General features: G+C 68.7%; 7 protein-coding genes and 1 pseudogene. 6 read left to right on the plus strand and 2 right to left on the minus strand.

Going from position 1 to position 14623, the window contains the following annotated elements; translation table 11 throughout:
• Positions 1-71 precede the first annotated feature (71 nt).
• Together ACP4J3_RS49510 and ACP4J3_RS49515 are read right to left on the minus strand one after the other, a co-directional pair.
• Positions 72-287, minus strand: a complete 216-nt coding sequence (locus tag ACP4J3_RS49510; protein WP_426544680.1) for a hypothetical protein — start codon at positions 285-287, stop codon at positions 72-74.
• Positions 288-349: 62 nt separating this feature from the next.
• Positions 350-787: pseudogene (locus tag ACP4J3_RS49515) on the minus strand (DUF6262 family protein); the annotation flags it as partial.
• A gap of 808 nt (positions 788-1595) precedes the next feature.
• Here ACP4J3_RS49515 and ACP4J3_RS49520 point away from each other — a divergent pair.
• The 6 genes from ACP4J3_RS49520 to ACP4J3_RS49545 all read left to right on the plus strand — a co-directional run bounded on the left by ACP4J3_RS49520 (position 1596) and on the right by ACP4J3_RS49545 (position 14453).
• Positions 1596-3626 carry a hypothetical protein gene (locus ACP4J3_RS49520; protein ID WP_426544668.1) on the plus strand — a complete coding sequence of 677 codons (2031 nt, stop codon included), beginning with the start codon at positions 1596-1598 and terminating at the stop codon, positions 3624-3626.
• Positions 3623-4603: a hypothetical protein gene (locus ACP4J3_RS49525; protein WP_426544670.1), complete on the plus strand. Its 981-nt coding sequence runs from the start codon at positions 3623-3625 to the stop codon at positions 4601-4603. Before ACP4J3_RS49520 ends, ACP4J3_RS49525 begins: the two co-directional genes overlap by 4 nt.
• Positions 4600-10065, plus strand: coding sequence for a DEAD/DEAH box helicase (locus ACP4J3_RS49530; protein ID WP_426544672.1), 5466 nt, complete (start codon positions 4600-4602; stop codon positions 10063-10065). Before ACP4J3_RS49525 ends, ACP4J3_RS49530 begins: the two co-directional genes overlap by 4 nt.
• Positions 10066-10564: 499 nt before the next feature.
• Entirely contained in the window at positions 10565-11800 is a 1236-nt protein-coding gene (locus ACP4J3_RS49535; RefSeq protein WP_426544674.1) for a hypothetical protein, read from the plus strand.
• A 149-nt stretch (positions 11801-11949) separates the two neighbouring features.
• On the plus strand, positions 11950-12696 hold the full coding sequence (locus ACP4J3_RS49540; protein ID WP_426544676.1) for a hypothetical protein: 747 nt from the start codon (positions 11950-11952) through the stop codon (positions 12694-12696).
• Positions 12693-14453 carry an Hsp70 family protein gene (locus tag ACP4J3_RS49545; RefSeq protein ID WP_426544678.1) on the plus strand — a complete coding sequence of 587 codons (1761 nt, stop codon included), beginning with the start codon at positions 12693-12695 and terminating at the stop codon, positions 14451-14453. Before ACP4J3_RS49540 ends, ACP4J3_RS49545 begins: the two co-directional genes overlap by 4 nt.
• Positions 14454-14623: the final 170 nt, after the last annotated feature.

Consider the following 14623-nt stretch of genomic DNA (forward strand, 5'->3'; position numbering starts at 1 on the left):
GGATACCTCATGTCACCGGCCTACTGCGACAAGCACAACTCGTCGACCCTCACGACATCACGCCAGCAAGGTCAGTAGCTCCTGCGTCCCTGGTTCAGGGCCCGGGTCAGCTCCCGGTTGGCGGCTCGTGAAGCGGCGAGTTCCTCGTTCTTCTCGTCCAGTTCCCGCTGCTTGTCGGCGAGATGCTGCTCCAGTGTCGTGATGCGCTGCTGGAGTTGATCGAGGTCGGTGGGCGACCCGAGACCGGACTCGGCCCACACGGTCTCACCTTCGATTCCGACAGGCATTGCTCCAGCTGTCGGACGCGTGCGGTGAGCCGCCTGTTGCACTCGAGGGCGTTGGCCAGGTCGGCTTGGAGAGACGCCCGACTGACGGCGAGGTGACGACTCTGGTCAGCGGGGGCCGTGGCCGCAGCGTGGACACGCTGGCGCAGGTCTCGGTGGCGGTAGAGAAACGTGCGGTCGACCCGCGCCGCGCGGGCGATTCCGGAGATCGTGATGTCTTCGCCTGTTCGCAGGGCCGCCTCCATAGCTTTCAGGACGCGTTCGCGCCGGCGCTGCGAGTCGGCTCGCCGACCGTCGGCCATGTCGGGCAAGGTCATGCTGGCCTCTCCGGACGGAGGGCAGGAAGCGGTTGCCGGATCCGTGGCATGCCGAGGGAGACGACCTGGCGGCTTCCCCCTGCCGCCGGGACGGTCCCCGCTTCGGTGTCCTGTGCCGTCGTGAACGCCCAGATTGGTGCGATGTCTCGCACCCGCAGTGCCCTCCTCGAGCGTCCGCCCCACCATCAGATCGCGGGCGACCCGACTACGGGGGACTGGGCATTCGAATGCGGGGACATGTCCTTAATTAAGCGTTCGCGTGATGTGTTCCCTGCATGGGCGGGCGTTTGTCGCCGTGCGCGCGATGTTCATTGCGTGGATGCAGCGACGCTGCACGTGCTTCATGGATGACGGGGCCCTCGCGCCGCCAATGCCTTCAACGGTCTCCTTGCCAAGGCGTACATCCTCGACGACGACGGCCATGATGCTGGACCGCGGCGTCGCTGGGCCGGGCAGTTCGCGGCATACATTCCGGCTGGATCGGCCGGCGGGGGAGTGGGGCAGCTCCGGCGGCGCCGGCCCGTCGTCCGGCTCCCCGGGGACCGAAGGGCCCTCTGGTGAGGGCATCGGTATCCGTGCGCTGTGCGGCTGCAGTCTGGGGCGTCGGTTCGCAGCCGCAGTGGGTTGAGCGCGGTCTCGGCAACGGGTGAAACGGGTTCAGGCACAGATTCCGTGAAGTTGATCGTGCATCTGTGCGCCGATGACGCTCCGTCACCTCCCCTTGGGTGCTGGCCGCGTGTTAAGGCCTCTTCCTTCTGCTTCCGCATCTCGCGGGGATGCGGGTCGAGTGCATGGATGTGCGGGGCGGCTGTGTGGTGATCGGGCAGTGGCAGTCGAGGGCTGCGTCCGAGAAGGTGTTCGGTAGTGGCTCGTTGGCAGTGGCGGGTTTAGGGTGACGCGGAAGGCCGTTCCATGCCGGGGGATTTCACGAATAGGGCATCGGAACCTCTCTTTTGGGGACAGAGTGGATCATTCTTATCAGGCGTGGCAGGAAGTGCTGGCCGAAGAATTCTTCGGACGGCAGCACGCCGGCCACCCGACGCTGTTCTACGTTGACGACGACGTGGAGCAGGAACTCAGGCACGGATACGGCATAGAGGAGTCCCTCGCCCAGTGTGTGGGCAAGTTCCTGCGGCTGGGGACCGCGGAACCGTACAGCGCGCTGGAGGGCTACCGCTGGCGCAGGCGGCAGGAGGACAAGAACGGCGTGCCCGCTTTCCTTCCGTTGCTGGCCTGCTCGGTGATGGCCGCGTCCCGGATGGTGAACGACCAGAACCACCGGGCCACCGCTTACCACGCCCGTTTCTCCGAGCTGCTGACTGGCGACGAGAAGCAGCTGGGCAGCCAGCACTACGAGCCCATCTCCCGCATGTGGCGGGTGTTGGCCTCCTGGCAGTTCAGCCAGAGGGGCGCGCGGGGTCTCTGCACCATTCCCGCCCCTGCCGACCTGCCCTCCAACCGCAGCATGATCGGGTTCGCTCAGTCCCAGGCGCTCCTCAGCGGCGCGGACCGGTCCTTCATGCCGAGGTTCTTCCGGTCGTTGCGGGAGCACGGCACGACCTGGCCACTGCCGGGGGAGACGCTGCTGGCCCAGATCGAGATCCGGGGCATGGAGCGGCACTTCTCCAAGGGCTTCCGCAACGCTCTGCAGGAGGAGGAGTTCCGCCCCTTCCTGGCCAAGCTGATCGGCAACTACGCCGCTTCCTGGGACGGTTCGGACGAGCTGGTGCCCACCGGTGTCACCCGGGCCGAACTCCTGGTGCGGCTGGACGCGGGGCGTCTCAGCTGGGTGGCGCGCCTGCGGGCTGCGGAGCAGAAGAAGCGCATCGAGCTCAAGGGCGGCGTCTTCCTCGAGCAGCTTGGCGACACCGCCTACTACGAGGTGACGGGCCTGCCTGCACCGAGCGCGGACACTCTCGCCAGGGGCATCCGCCGCGACGGGGACAACCTGGTGCTCAGCCGTCCCGCCTGCTCCGTCCTGGTGCTCGCACGGGACGACGTGCTCGGTGTCTGGGCCGGCACCGACGGCTTCCGCCCGGGAGAGGCACATGTGCTGCTCGCCGCCCCGACCGCGCAGCGGGACGTGCAGCGGCTGCTGGACAAGGCCGCGACCACGGGCCGGAGCGCCGACACCAGCAAGCTGGCCTGGGTGCCGCAGGGCTGGTCCCTGCACAAGCCCGTCACCTTCGACGACGCGGTCACCCTGCGCCGGGTGCTCCAGGAGGTCCAGGGCGCGGTCGGCCTGCTGCAGCCCCCAGCCCAGTTCAAGCTCCGCCTGGAGGGCGGACTGAAGCTCGCGCCATTGCTCGATCCCCATTTGTATCTGCGGGGAGGCGAGCCCCAGGTGGTCCTCCCGGACGCCATGGAGGGCATGGACACCCTCCTGGTCGACGGGAAAGAGCGGCCCGAGGTCAGGAAGGCGGTCGCCGCGGGCCGTCCCGTCCCCCTGGCCGTTCTCCGGTTGGAGCCTGGCCGCCACACGGTGAGCTACGCAGGCGTGGAGATCGGCTTCGCCACCGCGGACCAGGCCGTCGTCGAGCCGAAGATGACCAAAGTCTGCGGCTTCACCGTCGTGGACGGCAAGGCCTCGGAGTCGTCCTCCCTCCTCGTCGAGCAGACCCTGCCGACCGGCATTACCGGCGCCGACTGCACGGGCGCCACCACCCAGGACGCGGCAGCCGTCATGGAGCTGTGCCGTCGAGACGCGGACGAGGCGCTGTTCGCGGCGGCCGACGGACGGCTGTGGACGTTCGAGGCCCCGGAGCGACCGGACTGGTGGACGGAACGTCTCCCCGACACCCCCGCCCCGCTCCGCTTCGAGGCCGACTTCCACGGCATCGGCGGCTGGCTCCTGGAGCGTCGGAGCGGACGCTGGAAGGGCCGCGCGGTGAACCCCGGAACGCCGAAGCCGAAGAGCGCCGGTAACCCGCGGGCCTGGGCCCGCGCCGTCCTCAACGCCCAGCAGGCGTCCGTCGAACCCTCGTGGGCCGCGTACGTGCAGGCAGCGAAGGAGCTGGACCGATGAGTAGCAACGAGTTCGGTGGGATCCTCCTGCGCTGGCTGAGCGAGAGCCGCAGCGGCAAGGCGTCCGCGCTGCGCGACGGGGTCCGTAGCCAGGCTCAGGCATGGGGCCTGGTGCTGAAGGAGTACGCCGATTGGGACTGGATGCGTAAGGCCGCCGCTCTCGGCTTCATCGACGTGGACCTGCGCGCCGACCGCTGGTCGGTGGCTCCGCCGGTGCTGACCCGGCTGCCCCACGCCGACGGCCTTGCGTTGCTGACCGGTGCGCGCACCGCGCGGATCAGCGCGCGCGTCGAGGAGGCGGCGCAGGAGTGGATGGAGTTGATCACCGTCCCTCACCGGCCGGAGGCCGGTGAGGCCCCGCTGCCCGACACCCTCCTGTTCCAGTACGAGGATCTGCGGACGCTGCAGGAAGCCGCGGAGTTCCTCGGGGCCCGCTACGTCCCCTGCGCGGCCCTGCAGTTGATGGAGTTGCTTCCGCAGGCGGTGCTGGGACCCGAGTCCGCTCCGCCCGGTGGGAGCACCGCCAACACGCTGGAGAGGTACGAGCTGCGCCTCCAGCGGTTCGTTCCCGTGGCAAGGGACGACGAGGACGGCCTGTATCGGTGGCGCGGAGCCGACTACGCACGCCTGACTCGTGTCCGCTGCAACGGCGTCTTCCACGCGGTGGAGCGCGAGACGGGCATCTACCTGGAGCTCGCCCGCCACCGCACCGGTGTGATGCGCTGGCGGCCGGAATCCGGCAAGGGCCGCGCTGGCATCGGCCGGCTCTTCGTCGACCGGTACGCGCCTTTGCCTGCCCTGCACGAGCGCGCGGCCGTCCTGTGCAGCGGCTTCCCGCCCTCGGCGGGCAAGCAGACGCAGACCCGCGCGTACGACAACGTGCCGAGGGCACTCGCCGGGGCGATCGCGGCCTCGCTGCAGCAGAACCTGGAGACCATGCCGCGACCGGTGGCAGCCACCGGCGGGAGGACCAAGTGAGCGTCGAACAGCAGACAGCGGCGGTGACGAACACCGATGTCCAGGACGTCATGGGCACTTTCGACGACCTGCGCAGCGCGCTCTTCCGCTACTACGACACCCCGTTCGGCGTCGATGATCGTTCCGTCATGGAGGAACGGCGCAACCTCCTGGACCGGGACAACGGGGCCTGGCGCGACCCGCTGATCGAGCTGCGCCCGCAGTACGCCTCCCGGGGCGTCAGCATCGCGGAGTCCTTCGCCGAAGCAGGGGCGCACCCCGACGCGGCCGAGTTCGCCCGCTTCACGCTCCCCGACGGCGTGACCAGCCTCTACCAGCATCAGCACGACGCCCTGGTCGCCGCCTGCGAGGGCAAGGACTTCGTGGTCACCGCAGGCACCGGTTCCGGCAAGACGGAGTCCTTCCTGCTGCCGGTCCTCGCCGACCTGGTCGCCGAGTCCGCCCACTGGCAGGGCACCCGTGCGGTGCAGCGGGAATGGTGGCAGGGAGACGGCGACTACGTGCCCAGCCGACAGAGCGAGCACGGGCACCCTGCCGCCATGCGTGTGCTGATTCTCTATCCCACCAATGCCCTCGCCGACGACCAGCTGGTCCGGCTCCGGAAGTCGCTGGACAGCCGTGAGGCTCACGCGTGGCTGGACCGGAAGCGCAACGGACACCGCTTCTACTTTGGCCGCTACACCGGAGCTACCCCCGTCTCCGGCAGCCGCGATTCCGAGCCGGCGAACTTCCGTCTCCGGCAGTACTTGCGGGAGGTTCAGGAACGGCAGCGCAAGGCTGACGAGAAGCTCGGCGAGGAGCTGCGGCCCTTCATCCCGCGCCTCGGCGGAGCGGAGATGCACGCCCGTTGGGACATGCAGGCCGCGCCGCCGGACATTATGGTCACCAACTACTCGATGCTGAACATCATGCTGCTCCGCAAGCAGGAGGAGCACATCTTCAGCGCCACGAGGAGGTGGCTGGAGGAGACCCCGGGCGCCCGCTTCACCCTGATCCTCGATGAGCTCCACATGTACCGCGGTACGGCCGGCACTGAGGTGGCCTACCTGCTGCGCAACCTCCGTCACCGTCTCGGCCTTGACAAGAGCCCCGAGAAGTTCCGGGTGCTCGCCGCCTCCGCCTCCCTGGAGGCCGGCCGGGACGACGAGTTCCTCGACGGGTTCTTCGCCCTGCCCGGCTCCCGGCGCGTGATCATCCCTGGAAAGGCGAAGGAGATCCACGGTGAGGGCGGCCTGGCCGCACACGCCGCACGCCTCGCGCAGGCTGCGAAGGCCCCCGTCACCCAGGTCGGAGCCGTCGCCCTGGCCCGGGAGACTGGTCTTGGCCCGGCGTTCCAGCGCGCACTCACTCCCGGCGGCAAGCCTCGTGCTCTGCCCGCCCCCGAACTGGCGATGAACCTCTTCCCGGACGTCCCTGAGGAACAGCGTCAGGACGCACTCCACGGCGTGCTGCGCATTCTTGGCTCCGCCCAGGACCCCGAACTTCCCCAGCTCCGCGCCCACTTCTTCTTCCGGAACATCGAGGGAATCTGGGCCTGCTCCGACCCGCAGTGCCCCAACATCCCCGTGGAGCACGGCCCCGAACGGCGGGTGGGCCGGCTCTTCGCCGAGCCCACGTCCCGCTGCACCTGCGGCGCCCGCGTATTGGAACTTCTCTCCTGCCAGGCCTGCGGCGACCTCATGCTCGGCGGGTACGCCAGCCCCAAGGGCACCCAGCGGCGCAAGTTCACCGGGGCCCTCCACACCGACTTCCCGGACCTGGACCTGCTCCCCGACGAGGCCAGTGGCGCACCCACCGCGGCGAACTACGTCGTGTACTGGCCGCGCACCAAGGGCCTCGGCCTCGACGACCCCGGCTGGCATGCGGGTCTGTCCGACGGCGGGCCGCAGGTCGAGTTCGAGTTCCGCCGCAGCGCCTATCAGCCCGCCACCGGCCGCCTGGAGAACCGGGACGTCCAGCACACCGGATGGTCGTTCCACATCTCCGTGCCCCTGGACAAGGAGGGCAAGAAGCCGGCCTACGACCCGGCCCGGCTGCAGGCCTTCCCCACGCGCTGCCCCGCCTGCGGCGACGACTGGGAGATCAAGTACGACCGGGACGGTCGTTTCATCCCGCTGGAATCTCCTGACCGGCTGCGCAACGCGCCGGTCCGGCGGATGCGCACCGGTTTCTACAAGATCAACCAGGTGCTGGTGACCGAAGCCCTCGGCCACCTCCCCGACGGCCAGCGCAAGGCGATCGCCTTCTCCGACAGCCGTGACGACGCCTCCGAGCTCGCCAGCGGTCTCGCCCTGCGCCATCACCAGGACCTTCTCCGCCTGCTCAGCGCCCAGGCCGTCGAGAACCAGGGGGATCCGTTCGGAGATCTTCAGTTGGTGAAGGCCCACTACGCCGGGGAGTCGGTCGATCGTGCGGCCGCCCGTGCCGCCATGGAAAGGCTGCGGGACCGCAACCCGGCGGACTGGGGGCGCCTGAAGGCGATCCTTGTCGACGACCTCGACGCCGAACCGGAACTCCTGCCCGACCTGGAGCGGAAGTTCTCCGAGCTGCCCTCGCTGGACGACCTCGCCTCCGACCTCGAAGGCATGCTGCTGAAGTACGGCACCAACCCCGCCGGTCCCGCGGCCTCGCTCCAGCAGACCTCGGCTGGACAGCCCTGGACCGCGCTCTACAACTGGGAGCGGGACCGGGAAGCGGTGGCGGAGACCCAGGCACAGGAGGAACTGCTCAACCGCCTCCGCTCCCGCCTCCGCCTCGAGACCATCGGAAGCCTCTTCTCCGGCGGCGGCCGTGACTTCGAATCGCTCGGACTCGGCTGGCTCTGCCTGCGCGACGACCGCTCGCCTGTAGAGATCGGTCCGGACAGCGATCAGGCCGTGGCGCGTGCCAGTCTGCGGATTCTCGGCTTGATGCGGCGCTTCACCCGGATACGTGCCTCTCTGCAGAGGCCGCCTGCGCCTCTGAAGCGTTTCTGGAAGCAGGTCGCCGAACGCCAGGGCACCGATGTGCAGACGATTGAGGACCGGGTGCTCGGCGTCTGGAAGGACGCCGTGGTCGACTACGTCATCAAGCCGGAGAAGGTGGCGCTCCGCCCCGGCGAGAACAAGACCTGGACGTGCCGTTCCTGCCACCGGCCGCACCTTCACCCGGGCACGGGGCTGTGTACCAAGTGCCTGACCCCGCTGCCTGCCGTGCCCCAGCAGTACAGCGGAGTCCTTGAAGACGACTACTACGCGTGGAAGGCCGCCCACCGCACCGGTGACTTCCCCCTGCGCACCGCGGAGCTGACCGGCCAGACGGACCGGCTGGAAGCCCAGCGTCGGCAGAGCCTCTTCCAGGACGTCTTCCTCGGCGACAACGACGTTCCGCAGGCGGACGGCCTGGAACTGCTCTCCGTGACCACGACCATGGAGGCCGGTGTCGACATCGGCCCCCTCAACACCGTGATCATGGCCAACATGCCGCCCACCCGCTTCAACTACCAGCAGCGAGTGGGGCGCGCAGGCCGACGCAACAGCCCGATCGCCGTGGCTCTCACCGTCTGCCGCGGCCGCAGTCACGACGAGCACTACTTCGCCCGCCCGGAAGCCATCACCAACGATCCGACCCCGCCGCCCTACCTGGTCCTCGGCATGGTCTCCGTATTCCGGCGGGTCCTGTTGGGAGAGGTCCTGCGCCAGGCCTTTGCGCCCCTGCAGCCGGAGGACCGCCGGAAGGGGCCGGACATGACGACCAACGTCCACGGACAGTTCGGCCTCGCCGCCGACTGGCCGATGCATCGCGGTGCCGTCCGCCGCTGGATCGCCGAGCACCCGGACCGCATCAGAGCCGTTGCCGCCGCCCTCCAGGCCGGAACACCGGAGAGCATCGCCGCCATCGATCCGGTCGCCGCTATCGACGAACTCCTCCGCCAGGTCGACGAGGTGGTAGCCCGGACGGTTGGCCACTCCGACCTCAGCCAGCGTCTGGCAGAGGCGGGTCTCCTACCCATGTTCGGCTTCCCGACCCGCTCCCGCCTCCTCTACCGGAGCATCCCGCAGAAGACGTTCCCCTGGCCGCCGGCCGACTCCGTCAACCGCGACCTGGCCGTCGCCCTCAGCAAGTTCGCACCGGGCAGCGAAACCCCGCAGGACGGCCGTCTGCTCCGCTCCAGGGGAGTGGTCTCCCTCGTCCCGAGCGGTCGCGGAGTGCAGGCTGCCGAGGACCCGTTCGGACCGGAACAGTTGGTCGCCATGTGCCGGATCTGCTCCCACGTGGACCCGCAGGCTGCTGTCGACCCGGAAACCGGGAGCGCCGGCACCTGCCCTGCCTGCGGCGCGGAGAGCAAGTACTACAGGGCCGTTCCCTTCCGGGAGCCCGCAGGCTTTCGGGCCGCCCACGAAGCACGGGACTACGACGGCTACCGGGAGCTCGGCTCCAACGCCACCAGCGCACGGACCGCCACCGACCTGGAAAAGACTGCCCCGCGCATCCACCGTGCCGCCGACGACTGGATGGTCGTCCACACCGGCAGTGGCGACCGCTACATCGTCAACACCAACGCCGGAAAGCTCTTCCGGTTCGTCAAGAACCCCGGCCCGTGGCGCGGATACCTCGCTCTGGACAACCCCAAGGCGGAAGCCGACCTGGAGATCGCCCTCGGCGCCACCCAGCACACAGACATGCTCTTCATCGGGGCCAAGAGCGCCCTCGACACGATCCGGGGCCTTCGCTTCGACATCTCGAACTCCCAGCAGATCGACGGCTTCCCCGAGGCCTACCACGGCCGGCGCGCCGCCTGGTACTCGCTGGCGGCCCTGCTGCGCCGTGCCGCCGCCCCGCACCTGGACGTTCAGCCGGAAGAACTCCTCAGCGGTATCCACGGCTCGGACGCCCCGGTGGCCGCTCCCGTCATGGCCTACCTGGCGGACAGCCTCGACAACGGCGCAGGCTTCAGCACCTACCTCGGTTCAGAGGAACACATCGAGGAGTTCCTCCAGGCGGTGGACCGCTACGTGCACGACCTGGAGGCCGACCAACATGCGCAGAACTGCCGCAGCTCCTGCTATGCCTGCCTGCGCGACTACTCCAACATGCGCCTCCACCCGCTGTACGACTGGCGGCTCGCCCGCGACCTGACCGACGCCCTGCGCGGCCGGAAACTGCGGATCGACCCCGACGAGCACGCCGTCCTGCTGAAGGGTTGGGCGGACGAGGAGCCCAGCGTCAGCCTGAAGGAGACCGCCGCCGGACCGGTGGCGTTCTTCACGTCGGACTTCACCGGCGAGCCCGTCGCGGTCGCCGTCAAGCATCCGCTGGAGTCCGCCACCGAGGAGTGCGGGAACGAACGGCTCCAGGCCCTTCGCAACGAGGTCCGAGGCGTTGGCCTCGCCACAAGGATCGCCTTCGCCGACTCCTACAGCCTGGACCGGACCCCTGCCGCGGTGATCGAGCAGGTGCACACCTTCGCGGAGGAGCTCTGATGACGACAGGAACCCCGCTGGGAGCGGGCCACGACGAGCAGACCCGACTGGAGGAGCTGCGGCAGCGCGAGATCGCCCGCCGCCTCGCCCTCCGCCAAGCCCGCGCCCAGGGCCGGACCATTGGGAAAGCTCCACAGGGCGCGGAAGCTGTCGGCAGCGCTGCTCCCGTCGTTCCGCCGCAGAAGCAGCCGGAGCCGGTCATGCCCCAGCCGGTCCCAGAGGGATTCACCGACCGGCATGCCTGGGAGCGCGCCTGCTCCTTCGCTGAAATCGTGCTGCCCGAGGCGCTGAAGGCAGAGATCGGGACGCTCTCCGCGCAGAAGCTGGCGCGGGCCGCGTCCGATGCAGCGTCCCGGCAGGACGATCCAGTCTCGGGCGTCTCCTTGCTCGTTATGGCACAGGACCATGGGCTGGACGTCTTCAACGACCGGCTCGACGACCGCGCCCGTGCCCTGCTGGAGGACAAGCCACTGCCGCTCCTGGGGGAGCCGGGCAGCATGTGGCAGATCTACCAGGACGACCGTCGCCTGATGGAGACCAACCTGCCGGCCCCCGGCAGAGGGCGCTCCTGGCGAAACTTCCCCGGCCGCTTCTCGACGACTACATCGACGAGGAGTGGATCGGCACGGTCCCCGAGCACGACGGCACCTCCCGTGCCGCCTACTTCCGCGCCCGCCTGGACCCGGCGTCCCTCACCGACGAGGAGATGGACCTGTTGGCCTGGCCCCTGGAACGGGAGCGCCGGGAGGCCGGCCCGGAAACGGAACCCGGCCGTGACTGGCCGCAGGACTGGCGCCTGTTGGTGAGGCTGCAGGCCAACGACGCCATGGTCATCGCCGAGGAGTGGACCGACCTCCTGCCGCCGACACAGAAGCTCCTCGACACCCTGCGCGAAGTGCGGCGGACCGGAGAGATTCCGGACGACCTCGTCGCGGACGAGAGGCTGTGGGTCCTGCTGGAGCGCATCCACCCCCGCGTGCGCAGCTCGAGCAACAAGAAGTTCAACGGCTGGATCGGCGTGCGAACCCTGATCAGGGCCCTGCGGCAGATGCACTCTGCGCTCCTCCACGGGGACGACGAGACAGCGGAACAGCGGAGGAAGGCTGCGCTCGCCATGGCCGTGAGGCTCCGGCACCACTCGCAGCCGGTGCGCTGGGAGGCCCAGAACGTCCATGCCTGCCTGCGCGCAGGCCAGGAGATCACGGAGTCCCTCAAACTCCTGGAGCAGGATGCCGAAGGCCGTCCCCCGGTGCGGGAGCAGCTCGGCGGAGGCGCCGTGGCCGTGCTGCGGAAGAATCGGAGCTTGCTGGAGGGCCGGCCCCGCGGAGAACGGGACCAGCCGCTCAACCCTTATCTGGTGCTCGGCGTGCCCGACGGGGCGGACGACTGGAAGAAGGCCTGGCGCGCTCTGAGGAAGGAGCTCGACGACAGCGGCCGCGCCCGGATCAACCGAGCCAAGGACATGATCGAGAAGGCCGAGCGGGAGCAGCAGGAAGTACACCGGTTCGCCGTCCCGCTCGTCCCGCATCGCTGGAAGGATCCCACCGGCACGAGCCACCGGCTGGAACTCCCGCCCGAGCCTCTACAGAGGCTCACCGAGCCACCCACGGACAGCGACCGCCAGTGGTCTCGTACCGAGGCGGCCCGAGAAATAATCACCAGGGCGACAGAACGCCTTTCCCTGGCTGCTGAAGACCCGGCAGCCCTTGAAGACTCAGAGAGCAGCACATCGTGAGCAACGGAGCCGGTAAAGGCGACAGTGGTTCTCGCTCCCTTGACGGATCCCAGCGGAAACGGGGACGCGGGCCGAACAGCGGAAGCGCGCGGAACCGTGGGGCGCGAAGGGCAGCCGAGGCCGCTCCCTGGCGGTTCGCTGAGAGCCACATGCCCGGGTTCATCCCGGGGAGCCTGGACGCCGCCGCGATCCTGAAGTCGGTCAACGAGACGCTCCTGCCCGTGGTGGAGAGAGAGTTGGAGCAGGCGACGGAAAGACTGGGCGCAGCGCTGGCCGACAAGGAGACCGAGGCCGATCTGGTCTCCGTCTTCCGGGCCGAGCTGATGCGCCGAGTGCTTCCCCAGTTCACCGAAGCAGTCCGCACGGGTGTGCTGGAGAGTGTCCGTACACGCCAGATGCACTTGGCTCAATTGGCCGTCCTGCACCGGCAGGCGCTGGATGCGAAGAGCCTGCAGGTGGTGGTGACCCGCCTCGACCACCTGGCGGCGAAGGCCGGCCTGCAGATCGTCGGTGACTCGGGCGATCAGTCGTTGTTCAACGTCGTGGAGGACCCGCCCGGTGTCATGAAGAAGGGCCGGGTCACCCTTGAACTCGTCGCGCCGGCCTACGTCGACAAGGAGTCCGGGAAGCTTGTCGAACGGGGCTGGCTGCGAGCCGTTGCCAAGGTTCCACCCGAGGAAATGACGCGTCGGCAGAGGCGTAGAGCAAGCCATGCCGAAGGTGAGAAGAAGCAGCCTGAGAAGGAGGCTCCTGCACAGCAGGAGAGGAAGAAGTACCACCGGGGTCAGGAACCCGAAAAGCAGCAGAACAGAGGCAGCGAGCGACAAAACGGTGGGTCACGTCCCAGCCTTGGAGGAAACGGGGACCGCCGGATGAAGCAAAGGGGAACGCGATGACGTTCGGTATCGACTTCGGCACCAGCAACTCCGTGGTGGCTCACTGGAACGGGCACACCACCGAAGTGCTGCCGGTCGACGGCGACAACGTGCCCGCCCAGTGGCAGATGTCGGAGTTCGAACAGCTCTTCCCCTCCGTGCTGTCCGTCCGCGACCTCCAGCGCACCCTCTGCTTCGGCTGGGAGGCGAAGACCGGCACCAGCGAGCCGGTTGACGCAGTAAAGCGCATGCTCGGCACTCGCTCCGGCGCCGAGAAGGACGGCGACATCGACGGCCTCGAGGTCGCAGCTCAGCTTGAGGAACACCACGTCTGGGTCGGCTCGGAGAAGTTCCACAGCACGGTCGCGGCCGCCTCCCTCTTCAGCCGGATGAAGGAAGGCGTCTCCGCCCAGCTGCTCGACCTATCCGACGCGGTCGTCACCGTCCCCGCCAATGCCACGGGCGGCGCCCGCTACCGCACCCGTGCCGCGGCAGCGCTCGGCGGAGTGAGGGTCCGGGCCCTGCTCAACGAGCCCACCGCGGCTGCGATCTCGTACGCCCGCGACGTCCCGATCCCCGGCCGTTTCCTCGTCTTCGACTGGGGCGGCGGCACCATCGACGTCACCGTCCTCGAATACGACGACGGCCTCTTCGAGGAGCAGACCTCCCGCGGCATCACCGCCCTCGGAGGCCTGGAGTTCGACAACGCGCTGGCCAAGCTGATCCAGCAGAAGATCGGCCTGACCGCGGACCAGCTCACCAAGGCCGAACGACGCCGGTGGCGCCGATCGGTCGAGCTGACGAAGATCGCCCTGTCCTCCGTGCCGATGGACGGCGCGCTCTTCTTCGATCTCCCGATCGGCCTCGCCCCCTCGGTCTCGAGGCGTGAGGTCAGGATCACCGCGGCCGAGTACACCGAGGCGATCATCCCGCTCATCACCCGCGCCCTGAAGCCGGTTCAGCAGGCATTGGAAGACCTGGCCATCACCGCGGACGACATCGACTCCGTTCTGATGATCGGAGGCACCTCGCAGATCCCCCAGGTACGTCACGCCCTGGGCGAGCTACTCGGACACGACCGCATCGTCGACAGCGGCCTGTGCCGGCCCATGACCGCCGTCGCCCGAGGTGCAGCCATCTACGCGGCCTCCCTCGACGGCGAACTCGGCGACGACAGCGACTTCTCCCTGGTGACCAGCTACGACCTGGGCACGGCCTTCGGCGCGGGCCAACAGAAGGGCTTTCGCGTCATCATCCGACGCAATGCCACGCTTCCCGCGGAGGGTTCGTCCACCTTCCACCCGGAAACGCCGGGCGCTTCTTCCGTGCGCGTGACGGTGATCGAGGGGGAGGTCGGCTACCCGGCCGACAGCGACCGTTCCTTCCCCCTGGCCAACATCGAGGTGCCTCTCCCGACCCGCGAACAGGACGTCCGCCGGAACATGATCGAGGTCAAGTTCCGCTACAACGAGAGCGGCATCCTACGCTTCACCGCCACCCACGCGGAGACCGGCGTGGTGCTTGAAGAGCGTGAGATCGACTCCTTCGGCCCCGACGGCACCCCACTGCAACAGGGCCTCGACGACGAGCTGACCCGCCTTCTGGCCCACACCGTCCGCCCGTTCGCCGACGGCTCCTCCAACGTCCGACACCTCTCGGCAGCCGAAACAGCCAACGCCCGCCCCGCACCGATCGACATGTCCGTGCGCTTGGTGGAGGCCGATCCTGCGGTAACGGTCAACGGTGAGCCGCAGGGAGTGGTGACGGGGGGACTTTGACCAGCCTCTGGACTCACCATCCACCGACACCGTCACTGCCCACTGCACCCGGATTCCGGCGTTTCCGCAGCAGCCAGTGTCAACGCAGTCGCGGAACCTGATATGTAGGCGATTTTGTCAAGCGGGCAGGGGTATACGGACTCGTCGGTGCGGGCCTGTGGGTAGTGCTG

The organism is Streptomyces sp. UG1 (genome assembly GCF_049974585.1).
Taxonomy (GTDB): domain Bacteria; phylum Actinomycetota; class Actinomycetes; order Streptomycetales; family Streptomycetaceae; genus Streptomyces.

What these genes read in the sequence shown, in the direction of transcription:
- ACP4J3_RS49545 (WP_426544678.1), top strand. Translation starts at nt 12,693, where the DNA reads ATGACGTTCGGTATCGACTTCGGCACCAGCAACTCCGTGGTGGCTCAC.
- ACP4J3_RS49540 (WP_426544676.1), top strand. Translation starts at nt 11,950, where the DNA reads ATGCCCGGGTTCATCCCGGGGAGCCTGGACGCCGCCGCGATCCTGAAG.
- ACP4J3_RS49525 (WP_426544670.1), top strand. Translation starts at nt 3,623, where the DNA reads ATGAGTAGCAACGAGTTCGGTGGGATCCTCCTGCGCTGGCTGAGCGAG.
- ACP4J3_RS49510 (WP_426544680.1), bottom strand. Translation starts at nt 287, where the DNA reads ATGCCTGTCGGAATCGAAGGTGAGACCGTGTGGGCCGAGTCCGGTCTC.